The 20,548-nt window shown below is 64.0% G+C and carries 14 protein-coding genes and 1 pseudogene; 3 read left to right on the plus strand and 12 right to left on the minus strand.

Annotation, left to right across the window (positions count from 1 at the left end; genetic code table 11):
• Positions 1-91 precede the first annotated feature (91 nt).
• Positions 92-1,147, minus strand: a complete 1,056-nt coding sequence (locus tag ASE11_RS23550; RefSeq protein WP_235501437.1) for an RluA family pseudouridine synthase — start codon at positions 1,145-1,147, stop codon at positions 92-94.
• Positions 1,148-1,178: 31 nt separating this feature from the next.
• Here ASE11_RS23550 and ASE11_RS23555 point away from each other — a divergent pair, with 31 nt between their 5' ends.
• Positions 1,179-1,985, plus strand: coding sequence for an outer membrane protein assembly factor BamD (locus ASE11_RS23555; protein ID WP_056277720.1), 807 nt, complete (start codon positions 1,179-1,181; stop codon positions 1,983-1,985).
• On the opposite strand, the gene ASE11_RS23560 is transcribed toward ASE11_RS23555, so the two are convergent.
• On the minus strand, positions 1,948-3,996 hold the full coding sequence (locus ASE11_RS23560) for an ATP-dependent DNA helicase (RefSeq protein WP_235501438.1): 2,049 nt from the start codon (positions 3,994-3,996) through the stop codon (positions 1,948-1,950). The two genes, ASE11_RS23555 and ASE11_RS23560, sit on opposite strands and share 38 nt — an antisense overlap.
• 101 nt (positions 3,997-4,097) lie before the next feature.
• Here ASE11_RS23560 and ASE11_RS23565 point away from each other — a divergent pair, with 101 nt between their 5' ends.
• Positions 4,098-4,856 (plus strand): PP2C family protein-serine/threonine phosphatase, encoded by a 759-nt coding sequence (locus ASE11_RS23565; RefSeq protein WP_056277723.1) that lies wholly within the window; start codon positions 4,098-4,100, stop codon positions 4,854-4,856.
• A gap of 63 nt (positions 4,857-4,919) precedes the next feature.
• Here the strand turns inward: ASE11_RS23565 and zapE are convergent, their stop codons facing one another.
• The 8 genes and pseudogenes from zapE to ASE11_RS23605 all read right to left on the minus strand — a co-directional run bounded on the left by zapE (position 4,920) and on the right by ASE11_RS23605 (position 15,887).
• Positions 4,920-6,017 carry a cell division protein ZapE gene (gene zapE, locus ASE11_RS23570; protein ID WP_056277726.1) on the minus strand — a complete coding sequence of 366 codons (1,098 nt, stop codon included), beginning with the start codon at positions 6,015-6,017 and terminating at the stop codon, positions 4,920-4,922.
• A gap of 18 nt (positions 6,018-6,035) precedes the next feature.
• The gene (lpdA, locus tag ASE11_RS23575; protein WP_056277729.1) at positions 6,036-7,463 is read right to left on the minus strand and encodes a dihydrolipoyl dehydrogenase; all 1,428 of its coding nucleotides are present in this window, start codon (positions 7,461-7,463) and stop codon (positions 6,036-6,038) included.
• A 63-nt stretch (positions 7,464-7,526) separates the two neighbouring features.
• Positions 7,527-8,801, minus strand: a complete 1,275-nt coding sequence (gene odhB, locus ASE11_RS23580; RefSeq protein WP_056277732.1) for a 2-oxoglutarate dehydrogenase complex dihydrolipoyllysine-residue succinyltransferase — start codon at positions 8,799-8,801, stop codon at positions 7,527-7,529.
• Between the two features lie 83 nt (positions 8,802-8,884).
• Positions 8,885-11,776, minus strand: coding sequence for a 2-oxoglutarate dehydrogenase E1 component (locus ASE11_RS23585; RefSeq protein ID WP_056277735.1), 2,892 nt, complete (start codon positions 11,774-11,776; stop codon positions 8,885-8,887).
• A gap of 178 nt (positions 11,777-11,954) precedes the next feature.
• Positions 11,955-12,329 carry an ArsR/SmtB family transcription factor gene (locus ASE11_RS23590; RefSeq protein ID WP_082585987.1) on the minus strand — a complete coding sequence of 125 codons (375 nt, stop codon included), beginning with the start codon at positions 12,327-12,329 and terminating at the stop codon, positions 11,955-11,957.
• Between the two features lie 98 nt (positions 12,330-12,427).
• Positions 12,428-14,332 (minus strand): annotated as a pseudogene (locus tag ASE11_RS23595) (propionate--CoA ligase); the annotation flags it as partial.
• Positions 14,333-14,453: 121 nt separating this feature from the next.
• Positions 14,454-15,065, minus strand: a complete 612-nt coding sequence (locus tag ASE11_RS23600) for an isochorismatase family protein (protein WP_056277742.1) — start codon at positions 15,063-15,065, stop codon at positions 14,454-14,456.
• 87 nt (positions 15,066-15,152) lie between these two features.
• Entirely contained in the window at positions 15,153-15,887 is a 735-nt protein-coding gene (locus ASE11_RS23605) for a TetR/AcrR family transcriptional regulator (protein WP_056277744.1), read from the minus strand.
• A 267-nt stretch (positions 15,888-16,154) separates the two neighbouring features.
• On the opposite strand from ASE11_RS23605, the gene ASE11_RS23610 reads away from it, so the two are divergent.
• Entirely contained in the window at positions 16,155-16,706 is a 552-nt protein-coding gene (locus tag ASE11_RS23610) for a C40 family peptidase (RefSeq protein WP_056277747.1), read from the plus strand.
• Between the two features lie 324 nt (positions 16,707-17,030).
• Here ASE11_RS23610 and lpdA (ASE11_RS23615) read toward each other — a convergent pair whose 3' ends face one another.
• Together lpdA (ASE11_RS23615) and aceF are read right to left on the minus strand one after the other, a co-directional pair.
• Positions 17,031-18,857, minus strand: a complete 1,827-nt coding sequence (gene lpdA / locus ASE11_RS23615; RefSeq protein WP_056277749.1) for a dihydrolipoyl dehydrogenase — start codon at positions 18,855-18,857, stop codon at positions 17,031-17,033.
• Positions 18,858-18,866: 9 nt separating this feature from the next.
• Complete coding sequence (gene aceF / locus ASE11_RS23620) at positions 18,867-20,543, minus strand: dihydrolipoyllysine-residue acetyltransferase (protein WP_056277751.1); 1,677 nt, start codon at positions 20,541-20,543, stop codon at positions 18,867-18,869.
• Positions 20,544-20,548 lie beyond the last annotated feature (5 nt).

Below are 20,548 nucleotides of genomic sequence, written 5' to 3' on the forward strand. Positions count from 1 at the left end.
TCAGGCGGTTGGCTCGGGCAGCTGGACGATGGTCGGAGTGAAGGGGACTGTCGGGCGACAGGGCCATCCATCCGCGTTGGATGGTGCAGCTTCAGGCCGTCGATTCGCTGTCCCAGCTTGTCGCATTGTAATGGAGCCCGCTGGATTCCAGTGCCAGGAGCATGTCGGTCGGCGGCGTGGAGCGAAACAACAACGGCTGGCCACTGATCGGGTGCTTGAGCTCGAGGCGCGCGGCGTGTAGCGACTGTCGGCCCATGCCCCACAACGCGCGCCCGCCATACAGCGTGTCGCCCACCAGCGGATGACCGAGCCAGGCCATGTGCACCCGGATCTGATGGGTGCGCCCAGTGTGCAGCTTGCAGGCCACCAGACTGGCCTGATCGCAGGTGTCGAGCAGGCGGAAGGTGGTCTGGGCGGTCTTGCTGCTGCCGCCCTCCACCCTCACCACTGCCATGCGCAGGCGGTTGTGCACGTCACGGCCGATGGGCTGGTCCACATGCTGATCGCCCAGACCCTTCCAGCGGCCGTGGGCAAGGGCGAGGTACTGGCGGCTCACCTCGCGCGCGGCGATGGCGCGCACCAGCGCTTCCACAGCTTGACGGGTCTTGCCCACCAGCATCAGGCCCGAGGTGTCCTTGTCGAGACGGTGCACGATGCCCGCGCGGGGCAAGCTGGCGGCACCCTTGTGGTGGGCCAGCAGGCCATTGAGCAGGGTACCGCTCCAGTTGCCGGCGGCGGGGTGCACCACCAGGCCGGCGGGTTTGTGAATGACCAGCAGATCGGCGTCTTCGAACACCACCTCCAGCGCCATCGCCTCGGGCACAAACGCCTGGGCTTGCTGGGTGGGGCGCAATTCCACGCGCAGCTGATCGCCGGCGGCGATGCGCGCCGAAGGCTTGGTCTGGGCCGCACCGCGCAGCTCCACAGCACCATCGGCCATGAGTTGTTGCAGGTAGGAGCGGGAGAACTCGGGGATCAGTTGGGCCAGTGCGCGGTCGATTCGCCAGCCATGCATGCTCACAGGCACGGCACAGAGGCGCTTTTCAATCTCAAGCGCCCATTCGTCGGCAGTCGCCACCACGTCGTGGCCCGCGTCTGCTGCCAGACCGTTCGACTCACCCCCCGTCGATATACTTTGCGCTTTCAATCCGTAGTTCCGTTGTGAAGGTGAGTTCGTTATGTTGACGTTCAGATTATCGGCTCTGAGTGCTTGTGCGCTGGGCGCCGCGCTCACGCTCGGCGCTTGCGGCAGCACCAAGCCGGTGGACGAAACCGTGAACTGGAGCCCCAACCGCATTTACAGCGAAGCCACCGAAGAACGCTCGGCTGGCAACTACGAGCGCTCGGTCACCTTGCTCGAGAAGCTCGAAGGCCGCGCTGCCGGAACCCCGCTGGCACAGCAGGCCCAGCTCGACAAGGCCTACACCCACTACAAAGCGAACGAGCCGGCCCAGGCACTGGCTGCCATTGAGCGTTTCCAGAAGCTCCACCCGGCCAGCCCGGCCATGGACTATGCGCTCTACCTCAAGGGTTTGGTGAACTTCAACGACAACCTGGGCCTGTTCGGCGCGATTGCGCGGCAGGACCTGTCCGAGCGCGACCAGAAGGCCGCCAAGGAATCGTTCGAAGCTTTCCGTGAACTGAGCACCCGTTTCCCGGACTCCCGCTACACGCCGGACGCACGCCTGCGCATGACCTACATCGTCAATTCGCTGGCGCAATACGAAGTTCATGTGGCGCGCTATTACCTCAGCCGGGGCGCTCATGTGGCGGCCATCAACCGAGCTCAAACCGCGCTGAACGAATACACCGACGCGCCCGCGCTGGAAGAGGCCCTGTTCATCATGGTGCGTTCGTACGACGCGCTGGGCATGACGCAACTGCGCGACGATGCCCGACGTGTCATGCAGGCCAACTACCCGCAAAGCGAGTACTTGAGCCAGGGCTTCAAGAGCAAGGACGATCCTTGGTGGAAGATCTGGTGAACGCCAGCGCGTCCAGCGCCGCGCTCATCTCGGCGTCGTCCATCAAGCGGCGCATGGGTGGCAGGCCGGCCAGCAACTGATGGCCGTAGCTGCGTGTGAGCAGCCGGCGGTCGCCGATCACCAGCACCCCCCGGTCGGTCTCGGTCCGGATCAAGCGACCGGCTCCCTGCTTCAGGGCCATGGCGGCTTCGGGCAGATGCCCGTCATTGAATGCCTTGAGGCCCTGCGCCTCCAGGCGCTCTGAGCGCGCAGCGGTCAAGGGATCGTCCGGCGAGGGAAACGGCAGCTTGTCGATCACGAGCAGCTGAAGCCCATCTCCAGGCAAGTCCACCCCTTCCCAGAACGATGCCGAAGCCACCAGGATGGCGCCGTGGCGCGACGACTCGGCCGCCCGAAACCGCGCCAGCAGCGCTGCGCGCGACAACTGCCCCTGAGCCAGCACCGTCATCGGTGCACAACGACCCTGCAGCACCTGTTCGTTCAAGGCATCGGCCATGCGCGCCACTGCGCGCAGTGTGGTGGTCAGCACCAAAGTGCGCCCACCCAACCGACCGGCCCACTGCGCCACCCGCACCGCCAGTTGGGGCGTGTGCGCAGCATCGGATGGCTCGGGCAGATCGTGCGGCACATACAGAGCGGCTTGGTCCCCATGGTCGAACGGGCTGGCCACCCTCAGCGTGCGGACCGTGCGGTGATCCGCCAGGCCCAGGCTGCGGGTGAACCAGCTCAGCGCATCGTCGTGACCCAGCGTGGCGGACGCGAAGATCCAGCTGCGAGTGCCGGGCCCTGCATCCGACACGAGGCGGGTGAAGCGGGCTGCACTGTCCAGCGGCGCGCGCACCATGCGCCAGGAACGATCAGCGCCCCACTCCATCCAACGCACGCTGGCGGCATCCTGTGGGCCCGGGCCGCCCGGCGCCAACAGGCTCCAGGTGATCTGCAACGCCTTGATGCGCTCGAGCAGGCGTGCGAGCTCAGCGGCGCTCTGGGCGGTGGCTGACACAGCCTCCAGCACAGCCGTCAAGGCGTGGTCAAGGCCGGATACCGCCAGGAGCCAAGTTCCAGGGTTCAGGCCTTCGGGTGTGGACTCGGTCCATCGACCGCGACCCTGGGTGCCCGCCTCACGGGACAAAGAGCCCAAGGCGCGACAGGCCTGCTCCAGGCAAAGCGCCAGATGACCCCAAGGCCGCAGCCCGCGAGCCCAGGCGTGGCCCTGCACACCCAGCTCGCGCGCGAGATCACGCAGGTTGTCGGAAGAGATGGACTGCGACAACAGCTGGATGCCGGTGTCGTTGAGTTGATGCGCTTCGTCCAGCACCACCACACCGGTTTCGGGCAACCAGTCCACCGCTTCGGCTTCGCGGATGACCTGGTCTGAAAAAAAGAGGTGGTGGTTGATCACCACCCAGTCGGCTTCGCGCGCCTGGCGGCGCGCCAGATTGACGTGGCACTGTGCGGCCTGCGGGCAACTGGTTCCCACGCAGTTGTGGCGGGTGGACGTGATCAGGGGACGCAGCGGCGAGCGCTCGTCCAGCATGTCCAGCTCGCCCACATCGCCACTGCGGGTGACTCGAGCCCAGCGCTGCACCTGCTCCAGGCCCGCAGCAATGACAGGGTCGCGCTGAGCAGACGTTCCCACGGCTCTGGCCAGCTCCAACCTGTGCAGGCACAAGTAGCTTGAGCGCCCTTTGAGCAAGGCCGCGCGCACCGGCAGGCCCAGCGCGCGGGAGACGGCCGGAATGTCGCGGGTAAACAATTGGTCCTGCAAGGCCTGCGTGGCCGTCGACAACAGCGCACGCTGCCCGCTCAGCAGCACCGGCACGAGGTAGGCAAACGTCTTGCCCACGCCGGTGCCAGCTTCCACCGCAAGATGCTCACCGGCCTGCAAAGCCTGCGCCACGGCCAGCGCCATCTGCAACTGGCCGGGTCTGGGGCGAAGACCGGGATGGCTCGCAGCCAGAGGGCCTCGGGCAGCAAAAGCGGCTGCCACGCCATGAGCCAGATCAATCACGCCAGCGGCGTGCAAAGACGCACGGGAGGTGAAGGTACCGCTGGAACATAACTGGATACCATTGCACGCATCGAACGGCATCCGAACAACGATTGATTCATATGTCCAAAGGCTACCGCATCCAGGCATCCACCGGCATCCACCGGGGAGACCGCGACTACCAGCAGGACCAGGTGTGCCTGCTGAGCCATCCGCGCCACAGCAGTTGCATGCTGGCCGTGCTGGCCGACGGCATGGGTGGGCGCAGCGGGGGCCGCAAGGCGTCTGACCAGGTGATGCTCACCGCGCGCCAATTGTTTGAACGCTACGACCCCGACACCGACGACGCGTCCGCCCTGCTGCGCCAGATCGTCGAAGAATCGCACCTGGTGATCAAGCTCACCGCCGTGTCGGCCGAACAGGAGCCTCACAGCACCATCGCCGCTTTTCTGATCGATCCCGACGGTGAAAGTCACTGGGTTCACGCTGGTGATTCGCGGGTCTACCACTTCCGCAACGGACGCCTGGTGTTCCGCACCATAGACCACTCCTACGTGCAAACGCTGGTCAACCAGGGTGAGATCAGCGAACAGGATGCCCTGGATCACCCGCACGCCAACATCCTCATGGGTTGCCTGGGGACCGAGAACGACCCGCCAGTGGACTTGCACGTGGTACCACAACTCATTCCGGGTGAGGCGTTGATGGCATGCAGCGACGGCGTGTGGCACTACTTCACGCCCGAAGAACTGGCCAGCACGATCGCCATGCTCTCGCCGCGCGAGGCTTGCGAGTTCCTGATCCAGAAGGCACGCACCCGGGCCAAGGGAGCGGGCGACAACCTGTCGATCGTGATCGTGAAGCTCGAGCCACTCTCCTGAGGCCAATCGGGCCCAACGCTCCACCGCCTTGGGGCGGCCCGGTGGCAGATCGCTCGCCGCCTCTCAGGTCAACCCGGTATCCACCACCCGATGCTCCAGCGCCAGAAACTCTTGTGACTGCATCTCGCTCAGGCGGGAGACCGTGCGCGGGAATTCGTGCGACATCGGGCCTTCAAGGTACAACGCTTCCGGCGGTACGGCAGCCGACATCACCAGCTTGACACGGCGGTCGTAGAGCACGTCGATGAGCCATGTGAAGCGACGCGCTTCGGACGCCTGGCGCACCTGCATCTGCGGCACGTTGGAGAGCATCACAGTGTGGAACTGGGTGGCGATTTCCAGGTAATCGTTCTGTGATCGCGGCCCGCCACACAGTGTGTGGAAGTCAAACCAGATCACGCCACCGGCACGGCGCAACGCGCGGATCTGGCGCGACTCGATCTGCATCACCGGCTCCTGATCGCCCGCTTCAGCCAACTCATCGAAAGTGGCTCGCAGCGCCGCATCGGCCTGTGGCCCGAGCGGGCAATGGTAGAGCTGGATGTGGTTGAGCGTGCGCTGGCGATAGTCGGTGCCGTTGTCCACGCTGAGCACCTCCAGCCGCGCCTTCAACAGCTCGATGGCGGGCAGGATGCGGTCGCGGTGCAGACCGTCGGGGTAGAGGTCGTCGGGGTGGAAGTTGGAGGTGGTGACGAAGCCCACGCCGGCCTTGAACAAGGCATCCAGCAGGCGGTGCAGGATCATCGCATCGGTCACGTCCGCCACGTGAAACTCGTCGAAGCAGATCAGCTTGTAACGTTTGGCGATACGCAGGCCGAGTTCGTCCAGCGGGTTGACCGTGCCCTGCAGATCGCGCAGTTCGCGGTGCACCTCGCGCATGAACTCGTGGAAGTGCAGCCGCGTCTTGCGTTTCAGAGGCACTGCGTTGAAGAAGCACTCCATCAGAAAACTCTTGCCCCGGCCCACGCCGCCAAACATGTACACGCCGCGCGGAATGTCGGGCTTGATGAAGAGCTTCTTGAGCGAATTGGAGCGACGCTGCTTGTACACAGCCCACTCGGAGGCACACCGCTCCAGCGCGTCGATGGCACGCTGCTGGGCGGGATCGGCGTTATAGCCGCGCTCCTTCAGCGCGGCTTCGTAGGTGCTGCGAACGCTCAAAGTCGGGACCGTACGCGTTCAGAAGTTCAGCGTGCGCTTGTCCACCGCCAGCGCGGCCTCTTTCGTCGCCTCTGACAGCGACGGATGAGCGTGACAGATGCGTGCGATGTCTTCCGCACTGGCCTTGAACTCCATGGCCACGACGGCTTCCGAAATCAGCTCGCTGGCCATCGGACCCACGATATGCACGCCCAGTATTTCGTCGGTGGTGGCATCGGCCAGAAACTTGACCATGCCGGTGGTGTCACCCAGCGCGCGAGCGCGGCCATTGGCCAGGAACGGGAAGGTGCCGGCTTTGTAGGCGGCGCCGCGCGCCTTGAGCTGCTGCTCGGTCTCACCCACCCAGGCAATTTCGGGACTGGTGTAGATCACCCAGGGGATGGTGTTGAAGTTGACATGACCGTGCTGGCCGGCGATGCGCTCGGCCACTGCAACGCCCTCTTCTTCCGCCTTGTGCGCCAGCATGGGACCACGCACCACGTCACCCACTGCCCACACGCCCTTGAGGTTGGTGCGGCACTCGGCGTCGACCACGATGGCGCCGCGCTCATCGAGCTGCAGGCCCACGGCTTCTGCGTTGAGACCGATGGTGTTGGGCACACGTCCAATGGAGACGATCAGCTTGTCGGCGTCCAGCGACTGGGCTTCTCCCTTGGCGTTGGTGTAGGCCACGCTCACGCCTTTTTTGGTGCTCTTGATCTCACCGACCTTCACCCCCAGTTCGATCTTCAGGCCCTGCTTGTCAAACGCTTTTTTGGCCTCCTTGGCGATCTGCTCGTCCACCGCGCCCAGAAAGGTGGGCAGCCCTTCGAGGATGGTCACGTCGGAGCCGAGCCGGCGCCAGACCGAACCCATCTCCAGCCCGATCACGCCCGAGCCGATCAGCACCATCTTCTTGGGCACTGCGCCCAGGCGCAGTGCGCCATCGTTGGAGAGCACCACATCTTCGTCAAACGGCGTGCCGGGCAAGGCGCGTGCGTTGGAGCCCGTGGCCACGATGATCTGGCGCGCGGTCAGCAGCTCCTCCTTCGCCCCCGTCACCTGGATTTCATAGCCGGCTTCCACCGCCTTGGCGAACGAACCACGGCCATGGAAGAACGAAATCTTGTTCTTCTTGAACAGGTACAGGATGCCGTCGTTGTTCTGCTTCACCACGGTGTCTTTGCGACCGATCATCCTGGCGATGTCGATCTTGACGTTGGAGGCGGTGATGCCGTGGTCGGCGAAGTGGTGGTTGGCGTGGTCGAAGTGTTCCGACGACTGCAGCAGCGCCTTGCTGGGAATGCAACCGACGTTGGTGCAGGTGCCGCCCGGGGCTGGGCCGCCGGTGGCGTTTTTCCACTCGTCGATGCAGGCGACCTTGAAACCGAGTTGAGCAGCACGGATGGCGGCGATGTAGCCACCGGGGCCACCGCCAATGACGACGACGTCAAATGTTTGGGACATGTTGGATTCCTGAATTCAAAAGGCCAACGCCCCTGTCGGGGCGTTGGCGAGCGGGGTTGCCGATCAGATGTCGAAGAGCAGACGGGCCGGATCTTCCAGCGCCTCTTTCATGGCCACCAGGCCCAGCACGGCTTCGCGGCCGTCGATGATGCGGTGGTCGTACGACATGGCGAAGTAGTTCATCGGGCGCACGACCACTTGGCCGTTTTCCACCATGGCGCGGTCCTTGGTGGCGTGCACGCCCAGGATGGCCGACTGGGGTGGGTTGATGATGGGTGTGGACATCATCGAACCGAAGGTGCCGCCATTGGAAATGGAGAAGGTGCCACCGGTCATTTCATCGATGCCCAGCTTGCCGTCCTTGGCCTTCTGGCCGTACTCGGCGATCTTCTTCTCGATGTCGGCAAAGCTCATCTGGTCGGCATTGCGCAGGATGGGCACCACCAGTCCACGCGGTGAGCCCACCGCGATGCCGATGTCAAAAAAGCCGTGATAAACGATGTCGTTGCCATCCACCGAGGCATTGAGGATGGGGTACTTCTTGAGCGCGTGCACCGCAGCCTTGACGAAGAAGCTCATGAAGCCGAGCTTGACGCCGTGTTCCTTCTCGAACTTCTCCTGGAACTTCTTGCGCATCTCCATGACCGGGGCCATGTTGATTTCATTGAAGGTGGTCAGGATGGCGTTGGTCGACTGCGACTGCAGCAGGCGTTCGGCCACACGGGCACGCAGACGCGTCATGGGCACACGCTCTTGCGGGCGATCACCCAGATCGGGGGCGACCACAGGGACTTGCGGCAGCACCTTGGCGGGCGCGCCGGTCGAGATCGCCACGGGTGCGGCCACCGCTGGCTTGGGTGAGGCCACGGCGGAGAGCACGTCACCCTTGGTCACTCGGCCGTCTTTGCCAGTACCGGGCACCGAACCGGAGGCCAGGTTGTTGTCGGCCATCAGCTTGGCGGCGGCGGGCATCGCCACACCGGCTTTGCTGGTAGACGCGACCGCAGCTGCTGCGGCGGCAGGGGCTGGGGCTGGGGTTGGGGCGGCAGCGGGCGCTGCTGCAGCGGCAGGTGCTGGTGCGGCAGCACCGGCCACGGCTGCCGTGTCGATGCGAGCGATCAATTGTTCGGCTGCCACCGTGGCGCCGTCGGCTTGCAGGATTTCAACCAGCACGCCGGCCGAGGGCGCCGGCACTTCCAGCACAACCTTGTCGGTCTCGATTTCGATCAGGATCTCGTCGACCGCCACCGCGTCGCCGACTTTTTTCTTCCACTGCAGCATGGTGGCTTCGGCCACCGATTCGGAGAGCTGCGGAACTTTGACTTCTACGATTGCCATGTTTCTTCTACCTGGGTTGTTTCGGACTGCGCTTTGTCACCTGGCCCGAGGATGAAACATCCGCGGACCAGGGGGAGAGCGACTTACTTGGTAAGGATGTAGCCCTTGAGCTTGCCGAAGGCGGCGTCGATCAGGTTCTTCTGCTGTTCCTGGTGCAGGTGCGAGTAACCCACCGCTGGCGATGCCGAGGCAGCGCGCCCGGCATAACCGAGCTTCTGACCGTCGAGCATGTTCTCGTGGATGTAGTGCTGCACGAAGAACCAGGCCCCCTGATTCTGCGGCTCGTCCTGGCACCACACGATGTCGGTGGCGTTGGGGTACTTGCGCAGTTCGGCACCAAACACCTTGTGCGGGAACGGGTAGAGCTGCTCGACGCGCAGGATCGCCACGTCGTCGGACTCGCGCTCCTCGCGCTTCTTCACGAGGTCGTAGTACACCTTGCCCGAGCAGCAAATGACGCGCTTGACCTTCTCGGCCTTCTTGGCGACGTCAGCGCTCTGGTCGGGGATCACGGTCTGGAAACCGCCCTTGGTGAATTCGGACAGCGGCGAGGTCGCGTCCTTGTTGCGCAAGAGCGACTTGGGCGTGAAGATCACCAGCGGCTTGCGCAATCCGCGAATCATCTGGCGGCGCAGCACATGGAAGATCTGGCTGGCCGTGGTGGGCTGCACGATCTGCATGTTGGTGTCCGCCGCCATCTGCATGAAGCGCTCCAGGCGTGCAGAGCTGTGCTCTGGCCCCTGGCCTTCGTAGCCGTGCGGCAGCATCAGCGTGATGCCGTTGACGCGGCCCCACTTCACCTCACCCGAGGCAATGAACTGGTCGATCACCACCTGCGCGCCGTTGACGAAGTCGCCGAACTGCGCTTCCCAGATCACCAGCGTGTTCGGGTCGTTCGAGGCGTAGCCGTACTCAAAGGCCAGCACCGCTTCTTCGGACAGGATCGAATCGATCACCACAAACGGGGCCTGGTTGTCGGCCACGTTCTGCAGCGGCACGTAGGTGCCCTCGTCGAACTTCTCGCGGTTCTGGTCGTGAATCACGGCGTGGCGGTGCGTGAACGTGCCGCGACCACAGTCTTCGCCCGACAGGCGCACCGGGAAGCCGCTGGCCACCAGCGAGGCAAACGCCATGTGCTCGCCCATGCCCCAGTCCACCGGAATCTCACCACGGCCCATGGCCGCGCGGTCGGCGTACACCTTCTTCACCAGCTGGTGCGGCGAGATCGTGTCGGGGATCGTGGTGAGCCGCTCCGACAGGCGCTTCCACTCGGCCATGGGAATGGCGGAGTCGGAGCTGTCGGTCCACTTCTTGTTGAGGTACGGGCTCCAGTCGACCGCGAACTTGCTCTTGAAGTTGGTCAGCACCGGATCGACCGTGTGGCGGCCGTCGTCGAGTGCGGCGCGGTAGGCCTTGACCATGTCGTCGCCGATCGACTCGCCCAGGCCCTGCGCGACCAGCTTGTCCGCGTACAGCTTGCGCGTGCCGGGGTGGGACGCGATCTTCTTGTACATCAGCGGCTGGGTCAGGCTTGGAGTGTCCTGCTCGTTGTGGCCCAGCTTGCGGAAGCACACGATATCGACCACCACGTCCTTCTGGAAGGCCATGCGGAATTCGAGCGCGAGCTGCGTGGCGTACACCACGGCTTCGGGATCGTCACCGTTCACGTGCAGCACCGGCGACTCGATCATCTTGACCACGTCGGAGCAGTACAGCGTAGAGCGGCTGTCGCGCGGGTCGGAGGTGGTGAAACCGATCTGGTTGTTGATCACCAGATGCACCGTGCCGCCGGTGGAGTAACCACGGGTTTCGGCCAGTGCCAACGTTTCCATCACCACGCCCTGGCCGGCAAAGGCGGCGTCGCCGTGCACCAGCACCGGCAGCACCTGCTTGCCCAGCGGATCGCCGCGGCGGTCCATGCGGGCGCGCACCGAGCCCTCGACCACGGGGTTGACGATCTCCAGGTGCGATGGGTTGAATGCCAGCGACAGGTGCACCGGTCCGCCAGGGGTGGTCACGTCAGAGCTGAAACCCTGGTGGTACTTCACGTCGCCAGACGGCAGGTCTTCGGGGGCGGTGTGATCGAACTCGGCGAACAGGTCCTTGGGCATCTTGCCCAGGGTGTTCACCAACACGTTGAGGCGGCCGCGATGGGCCATGCCGATCACGATTTCCTGGATGCCGACCTGGCCCGCCTGGCGGATCAGCTCGTCCATGGAGGCAATGAAGCTTTCACCGCCTTCGAGCGAGAAACGCTTCTGGCCCACGTATTTGGTGTGGAGGAATCGCTCCAGGCCTTCTGCCGCGGTCAGGCGGTCAAGAATGTGCTTCTTTTTGTCGGCGTTGTAGGCCGGCTTGGAACGGGTGCTCTCCAGACGCTCCTGCCACCAGCGCTTCTGGCTCTGGTCGGTGATGTACATGTACTCGGCGCCGATGGAGCCGCAGTAGGTGTCACGCAAGGCATTGAGCAACTCGCGCAGGGACATCGTCTCCTTGCCGAAGAAAGTGTTGCTCGTGTTGAAGATGATTTCCAGATCGGCGTCGGCAAAGCCGTAAAACGACAGATCGAGTTCAGGAATGTTGTCGCGTTCGGCGCGCTTGAGCGGATCGAGATCGGCCCAGCGGGCACCCACATTGCGGTAGGCGGCGATCAGCTGCTGGACGGCAACGCGCTTGCGACCGAGGTCCGAGTCGGCGCCGGTGGCGATGACGACCTTGGTGCCGCCCTGCTTGGCGCGGTCGGCAAAGGCATTGATGACGGGTTGATGCGGCACGTCACGGGCATCAGAACCGTCGCCGGCTGGCACGTGCTGCAGTGCATCGAAGTAACCGCGCCAGGTGTCCGGCACGCTGCCCGGGTTGGCGAGGTAGTTCTCGTACATCTCTTCCACATACGGCGCGTTGCCGCCGAAGAGATACGAGTTGGTCTTGTAGGCAACATAGACGTTGCCCCCATTGGCTTGGGAATCGCTCATAAATCCGCTGACCTCCGTTTCCCTGCAGGAAACATTAGCTGGTTAGAAAAACCTTCCGCTGCACGGCTTGACCGTTATGCGGATGCGACAGTGACTGTGGAAGGACCTGGCTGCAACCCGAGATTGTGCCACCTTGCCGGTGAGTGCAGGAAAAAGTTCGGCGCCAAAGGCGCCGTCATCAGGATGTCACGCGCGGCGAGAGCCGTTCCGAGGCGGGAACGGCGCTGGGCTCGTCGATCTCGATCGCAATCTGGGTGCACACCGTGCGACACAGCATGACGGCCTTCTCGCTTTGCACCCGGTAGATGACTTGCGTGCCTTCCTTGCGTTTGGCAAGCACCCCTGAGCGGTACAGCAGGTTCAGATGCTGAGACAGGTTGGGTTGGGTGGTGTCGATTTCCTGCAGCAACTGCGAGACCGATTTTTCACGGTCGCACAGGGCGCTCAGGATGCGCAGGCGCATGGGCGTGGCCAGCACACCAAAAAGTTCTGCCGCGAGTTCGAAAACCCGAACCCGTTCCACCTGCCCGTCAGATGCGATCATCTTGTCCATGGTGCCCGTCGCTCGTGTGAATATAAGCATGAATCATACTTAGAAAGCGCCTTGCCGACCATGCGCCGAGCGTAAGGGTGCGATGTGCACCGCTCCTGTCAGCCGAGCAAATCCTTGATCTGCTGCAACGCGGCCGGATCATCCATGGTGGTGAGGTCGCCAGGATCACGCCCCTCGCACACCGCCTGAATGGCGCGACGCAACAATTTTCCGCTGCGGGTCTTGGGCAACACCGAGACAAAACGCACGCGGGCCGGGCGTGCCACCGCGCCCAGTTGCTCGTCCACCACCTTCATCACCTCGCCTTCAAGCTTCAAGCGTGAGGCGTCGTCGGTCAGCGTTGAGGCGTCCTTGACCACGGCAAACGCCATCGCCACCTGTCCCTTGAGTTGATCGGCCACGCCGACCACCGCCACCTCGGCGATGCGCGGATGGCTGGAGATGCTCTCTTCGATCTCGCGCGTGCCCAGCCGGTGGCCAGCCACGTTGATCACGTCGTCGGTGCGTCCCAGGATGAAGAAGTAACCGTCCGCGTCCTTGATACCCCAGTCGAACGTGCTGTAGACCATCTTGCCCGGCACGCTCGACCAATAGGTCTTCACGAAGCGCTCGTCGTCGCGCCACACGGTCTGCATGCAGCCGGGCGGCAGTGGGCCCTCGATGGCCACCACGCCTTTCTGCCCGGGCTCGGTCAGTTCCGCACCGGTCTGATCGTCGAGCAACTTGACGTTGTAGCCATAGACGGCGCGCCCGGGCGATCCGAACTTGCTGCTGGCCGGCTCCACGCCGTTGCACAGCGACAGGATGGGCCAGCCAGTCTCCGTCTGCCAGTAGTTGTCGATGATGGGCTTGCCCAGCGCTTCGGCGATCCATTGCGCAGTCGGCTCGTCCAGCGGCTCGCCCGCGAGAAAGAGCGCCTTGAGGCTGGAGAGATCGTGGTTCTTGATGAACGAGGGGTCGTACTTCTTGAGCACGCGCACGGCGGTGGGCGCGCTGAACATCACGCTGACCTTGTACTTCTCGACCAGGTGCCACCAGATGCCTGCGTCCGGACGGATCGGCAGGCCCTCATACATGATGGTTGCCATGCCGGCGATCAACGGTCCATAGACAATGTAGCTGTGGCCTACCACCCAACCGATGTCGCTGGTGGAAAAGTAGGTCTCACCCGGTTCGCCCATGAACACATGCTTCATGCTCGCGGCCAGTGCCACCGCGTAGCCACCGGTGTCGCGCTGCACACCCTTGGGTTTGCCGGTGGTGCCGCTGGTGTAGAGCGTGTAGCTCGGGTGGGTGGCATCCACCCACTCGCAGGGCACCACGGTGTCCAGCTGCCGTTCGCGCGCGCTGGCGTAGTCCACATCACGCCCCGGGACGAGCTTCATGGGCGCCAGGCCGCGGTTGACCATCACGACCCGGGCCGGCTTGTGGGCCGACAGGCGGATGGCCTCGTCCAGCAGCGGCTTGTACTCAACCACTTTGCCGCCGCGCGAACCGGCGTCGGCGCTGACGATGGCCACGGGCGAGGCGTCCTCGATGCGGCTGGCCAGCGAATGGCTGGCAAAGCCTCCAAACACCACCGAGTGAATGGCGCCAATGCGGGCGCAGGCCAGCATGGCGAAGGCGGCCTCCGGGATCATCGGCATGTAGATCAGGACGCAATCGCCCTTTTTGACGCCCTGACCGAGCAGCACCGCGGCCATGCGCTGCACCTCGGCATGCAATTCACGAAAGCTGTAGCTGCGCTCCACGTCGGTTTCGGTGGAAACGAAGATCAGCGCGTTCTGGTCGGGGCGATCTTTCAGATGCCGGTCCACCGCGTTGTGGCAGAGGTTGGTGAGCCCCCCTTCGAACCATCGGGCAAACGGGGGGTTGTCGTCGTTGCAGACGCGGTCGAACGGTCTCTTCCAGTCCACCAGGGCGGCCTGTTCGGTCCAGAAGGCGTCGCGGTCTTCGATGGAGCGGCGGTAGAACTCGGTGTAGCCCTGGTTTTGGCTCATGCATGTCTCCTGCTGGGGTTGTGTCGGGTGGCTTCACCCAAACTGAATTCATAATTATGGCCAGGCGGCTTTCGACAGGCTGACATGCGCCCGGTGCCACCACCTGGCGCATGCCCTGCCGGCCCTATTTGATGAGCGCCTGCACCTCGCGAAACAGCGGATGGTCCGCGGTGCGCAACCACTCGAAAGCCACCATCTCGGTTGTCACCAGTTCGGCGCCGGCGCCGGCCAGACGGTCAAAGGCGGCGTCCCGGTTGCGCTCGGTGCGCGAGCCGCAGGCATCGGTCACCACCCACACGTCGAACTCCTGCTCGATCAGTTCCAGCGCGGTCTGCATCAGGCACACGTGGGCTTCACAGCCGGCCACCACCACGGTCTGGCGTTCGGCGGCAGGCGCTGCCGCGGGCTTCTGCAGATGCTTGGGCAGGCTGCGCGCGTTGCCGCCACCCTGGGCCGGGCGCGCAGGCGGGCGCAGCCAGTCCCCCAGTCCGTCGGACACCGCACCAAAGTGCATCTTGGCCAGCGTCTTGCGGCAGAGTTCGCGCAACTCCGGCGGGTTGGGACCGAGCTTCTCGGGGTTCTGCTCGGTGCCAAAGGCCGGCACTTCCAGCAGTTGGGCCATGCGGGCCAGGCGCAGCGCATTGGCCAACACCTGCGGGCCCTCGAAGAGGGTGGGCATCAGGCGGGCCTGGTAGTCCACCAGCACCAGTTGGGAGTCTTCAGCGTCCAGCAGCATGCTCGTCTTTCCTTGTTTCGTGTGTCGTTCAATTCGCTCGGGATGCTGGATTTTCGCAGCGCAGTTCGCGTCTTCGCCTGACGAGCGTCAAAGGCCGAACAAATCCGGCTGATCGAGCCCCCGTAGGGCTGCAAACGCGCCCGGGTTCAGGCGCTCCACGAGCTGTTCCACATAAGCCGTGAAAAGCGGTTCTACCGATTGCCCAAACAACCGGATGCGGCCAGTGTGCAGCAGCAGCAGCAAACCCACGCCGTGTGCGAACAGGGCCGTGTTTTCCCGCAATGCGGACTCGGGCGACAAACCCATGGCCTGCAACGCCAGCTCGCAAGGACGCAGGGCGTCCTGCAGGCGGCCATCGAGATGCTGGTTGAGTTCACCGTCGAGGCCGCGCGGCGCCAAGCCCTGGACCAGATAAAAGCAGAGATCCAGGTCGCGCGGACTGCGGGCGTAAAAACCAAACCAGGCTTGCGCCTTGGCTGCCAGGGTCAGTTGCGGCTGCAGCTTGGAATGCCGGGCAGACGCCACCTCGGCGTTGAGCCGCTCCAGCGACTCAGCGAGCAGCGCGGCGTAGATGGCTTCCTTGTTGTCGAAATAGCTGTAGATCGCACCCGGGGTGTAGCCGGCACGACGGGCAATCTCACGGATGCTCGCCCCCTCCACACCGTTCTCGGCAAACACGCTGCGCGCGGCGTCCAGCACCAACGCGCGGCGGGTATCGGACATGGCCAGCTGGCGCTGTTGGCGTTGCTGCTGCTGGCGTTGCGCAGCCTCCTGCTCGGCGGTCGACAAGACCGGGGTGAGCTCGTGCAACTGGACTTCCATGTCGGCAGTTTACCAATCACAGGCTTGGTCGATCGAATATTTGAACAAGACTTAATAAAATTAAACATCGATCAACAAATTGATCTTCACTCATTCAAACTGACCATATTCAGTCATTGCACCTTGCAGTCAAAACCATGCCGAAGGCTCTTGCCAAGGGGTGGTCAGTTGATTTGCAGGACGTCCGCGGCAAAACTCAACAAAATCAATGCTTTGCAGGGTATTTCTCGCTTGACTTCATCAGGTATCGCCGATACCCTGCGGGCCATGCGTCGAATCTTCCCTGTCCTCATGCTCAGCTTCGCTGCCGCGGCCCATGCCGCGCCTCCCGACGCCGCGTATGAAGATATGGACAGTTTGCTGACTGAGAAAGGCCTGATATCCCGCCTGGGCAGCCATATCCAGCACGCACGCGACACCGTGGGTGAGCAGGCCTCCGGGCTGGTCATCAATGCCATGGCATTCCTGGGGGTCCCCTACAGATACGGCGGCAACACGGTGGACACCGGCTTCGACTGCAGCGGTTTTGTTCGCGCCGTTTTCGAGCAGTCGGTGGGCAAGATCCTTCCACGCCGCTCCGATGAACAGGCGGCCGCCACCCAGGAAATCGACCGCAGCGAACTCAAACCCGGTGATCTGGTGTTCTTCAACACCATGCGTCGCGCATTCAGTCACGTGGGCATCTATGTGGGTGACGGCAAGTTCATCCACTCGCCTCGCTCCGGGTCACACGTGCGCGTGGAAGACATGCGCATGGCGTACTGGAGTAAGCGCTTCAATGGCGCGCGTCGCGTGCAGATGGCCGACAAAGGCCCTTGAACCTGCGGGCCCGGTTGATCTTCATGTTCAGGTGATCGAGCCGGGCTGTCGGCGTGCCCTTCGGTGCGAACAAACCAAACAGTGAGCCGCCGTTGGCGCGAGACAGGCCCAGCTCGGCAGAAGAGTGGGCACACGATGCGGGCGAAGACGGCCTTGGCGGCTTCTACTGCAAAGGCTATGAGGCCGCCTATGGCGGCACCTGCAAACTGCTGCCCGACCACCGCAGCGCGCCACTGGCCAACCGCGTCCCCCCGCGTTGAATCGCACCCATGAGAAAGGCCGCCAATCCGTGAGGCCTGGCGGTTTTTTTTGGACCGGGCGCGTTTATTTGCGCTGCGGAGGCACGTCCGTGCACGAGCCGTGCGCAATCTCCGCGGCCATGCCGATGCTCTCGCCCAGCGTGGGGTGCGGGTGGATGGTCTTGCCGATGTCCACCGCGTCCGCGCCCATCTCGATGGCCAGCGCGATCTCGCCGATCATGTCGCCCGCGTGCGTGCCGACCATGCCCCCGCCCAAAATCTTGCCGTGGCCATGGGCTTCGGGTGAATCGTCGAACAGCAGCTTGGTCACGCCCTCGTCGCGGCCGTTGGCAATCGCGCGGCCGGAGGCATTCCACGGGAACAGGCCTTTCTTGACCTTGATGCCCTGTGCCTTGGCCTGGTCCTCGGTGAGGCCCACCCAGGCCACCTCGGGATCGGTGTAGGCGACGCTGGGGATCACGCGCGCATTGAACGCCGCGGCCGCCAGTTCCTTGTTGCCTTGCAGTTCGCCCGCAATCACCTCTGCCGCCACGTGCGCCTCGTGCACCGCCTTGTGCGCCAGCATGGGTTGGCCCACGATGTCGCCGATGGCGAAGATGTGCGGCACGTTGGTGCGCATCTGGATGTCGACGTTGATGAAGCCGCGGTCGGTCACCGCCACACCGGCCTTCTCGGCCGCGATCTTCTTGCCATTGGGCGTGCGGCCCACGGCCTGCAGCACCAGGTCGTAGGTCTGCGGTGGTGGCGCCGTACCGCCCTCTTCGGCCGCGGCAAACGTCACCTCGATGCCTTCGGGCGTGGCCTTGGCCCCCACCGTCTTGGTCTTGAGCATGATGTTGTCGAAGCGCTTGGCGTTCAACTTCTGCCAGATCTTCACCAGGTCGCGGTCGGCGCCCTGCATCAGGCCATCGAGCATCTCCACCACGTCCAGGCGTGCACCCAGCGTGCTGTAGACCGTGCCCATCTCCAGGCCGATGATGCCGCCGCCCAGGATCAACATGCGCTTCGGGACTTCCTTGAGTGCCAGGGCCCCGGTGCTGTCCACCACGCGCGGGTCTTCGGGCATGAAGGGCAAACGCACGGCTTGCGAACCGGCCGCGATGATGGCCTTCTTGAAGGCGATCACCTGCTTCTTGCCAGTCTTTTCCTGCGCCGTTCCGCTGGTTTCTTCCACCTCGAGGTGGTTCGCACCCACGAAGGCGCCGTAACCCCGAACCGTGGTGACCTTGCGCATCTTGGCCATGGCGGCCAGGCCGCCGGTGAGCTTGCCAATCACCTTTTCCTTGTGGCCACGCAGCTTCTCGATGTTGACCACCGGGCGGCCGAAGTCCACGCCCAGATCGGCCATGTGGCTGACCTCGTCCATCACGGCAGCCACGTGCAAGAGCGCCTTGGAGGGGATGCAGCCCACGTTCAAACACACACCACCCAGGCTGGCGTAGCGCTCGACCAGCACGACCTTCAGGCCCAGGTCGGCCGCGCGGAAGGCCGCACTGTAACCACCGGGACCGCCGCCGAGCACGAGCACGTCGCACTCGAGGTCGGCGCTGCCACCGAAAGCAGAAGCATTTGGCGCAGCCGCAGCAAGTGCGTTCGGTGCAGCGGCAGCTGGCGCCGGTGAAGCTGCGGGAGCAGGCGCCGCAGCGGCCTCACCGGCAACCTCCAGCGTCAACACCACACTGCCCTGCTTCACCTTGTCGCCCAGTTTGACCTTGAGCTCCTTCACCACGCCAGCGGCGCTTGATGGAATCTCCATCGAGGCCTTGTCGGACTCCACCGTGATGAGCGATTGCTCGGCCTTCACGGTGTCGCCCGGTTTGACCAGCAGTTCAATGACCGCGACTTCGTCGAAGTCGCCAATGTCCGGTACTTGTATATCGATCAGTGCCATCGTCATTCCTTAGAGCAGAACGCGACGGAAGTCGCCGAGGATCTGACCGAGGTAGGCGTTGAAGCGCGCCGCCGCAGCGCCGTCGATCACGCGGTGGTCCCAGGTCAAGGAGAGCGGCAGCATCAGGCGAGGCGCAAACGCCTTGCCGTCCCACACCGGTTCCATCTGGCTCTTGCACACACCCAAAATGGCCACCTCGGGTGCATTGATGATGGGCGTGAAGTAACGCCCACCGATACCGCCCAGGCTGGAGATGGTGAACGTGGCACCGCTCATCTCGGCCGGGCTCAGCTTGCCCTCGCGCGCTTTCTTGGCGAGCTCACCCATTTCCTGGCTGATCTGCAGCACGCCCTTTTTGTCGGCGTCCTTGATCACCGGAACCATCAGGCCGTTGGGCGTGTCAGCCGCAAAGCCGATGTGCCAGAACTGCTTGTAGACCAGCGCGTCGCCATCGAGCGAGCTGTTGAACTCGGGGAATTTCTTGAGCGCGGCCACGCAGGCCTTGATCAGGAAAGCGAGCATGGTCACCTTGACGCCGCTCTTCTCGTTCTCCTTGTTGGTGGAGACGCGGAAGGCTTCGAGGTCGGTGATGTCGGCGTCGTCGAAGTTGGTGACGGCCGGAATCATGATCGCGTTGCGCAGCAGGTTGGCGCCGCTGATCTTCTTGATGCGGCCCATCTCCTTGCGCTCGATCGGGCCGAATTTCGCGAAGTCCACTTTGGGCCAGGGGATCAGGCCCAGCTCGGAGCCGCCACCGCCACCGCCAGCGGAAGCCGGGGCCTTGGCCGCTTGCGCGGTGGTCTGCACCGTGCCGGCCATCACGGATTTCGTGAACGAGTGGATGTCCTCGGCGGTGATGCGGCCCTTGAGGCCCGAGCCCTTCACCTCGGCCAGCGGCACGCCGAGTTCGCGGGCGAACTTGCGCACCGACGGCGAGGCGTGGGGTAGGCCCAAAGGGACAACTGCAGTGGGGTTGTGGGCGGGAGCTGCAGGCGCGGAAACGCTCGCAGCCTGCGGAGCAGCCGCAGCGGGTGCGGCCGGAGCGGCGGGTTTGGCTCCCTCGCCCCCTTGGGGAGAGGGCTGAGGTGAGGGGCTCGCCGCCGCAACACCTTCCAGAATCGCCAGCAAGTCACCGATGTTGACCGTGTCGCCCACCTTGACCTTGAGCTCTTTGAGCACGCCGGCGTGCGACGACGGGATCTCCATCGAAGCCTTGTCGGACTCCACCGTGATCAGGCTTTGCTCCAGCGCGATCTTGTCGCCGGGCTTGACCAGCACCTCGATCACGGCAACGTCCTTGAAGTCACCGATGTCGGGCACATGCACCTCGACGGGGCCGCTGGCGGCAGGGGCCGCTGCCGGCGCCGCTGCCGCCGGGGCAGGAGCGGCCGCGGGCGCGGCAGCCGCGACTGAGGGCGCGACTGCCGGAGCGGGAGCTGCGGCTTCACCCGCGGCCTCAAGCACCAGCACCACCGAACCCTCTTTCACCTTGTCGCCCAGCGACACCTTGAGTTCCTTCACCACGCCCGCCGTGCTCGAAGGAATCTCCATCGAAGCCTTGTCGGACTCCACCGTGATCAGTGACTGCTCGGCCTTGACCGTGTCGCCCACCTTCACCAGCAGTTCGATCACCGCGACTTCGTCGAAGTCGCCGATGTCCGGGACTTTCACATCTATGAGTGCCATGTTGT

It is taken from the genome of Hydrogenophaga sp. Root209, assembly GCF_001428625.1.
Taxonomy (GTDB): domain Bacteria; phylum Pseudomonadota; class Gammaproteobacteria; order Burkholderiales; family Burkholderiaceae_C; genus Hydrogenophaga.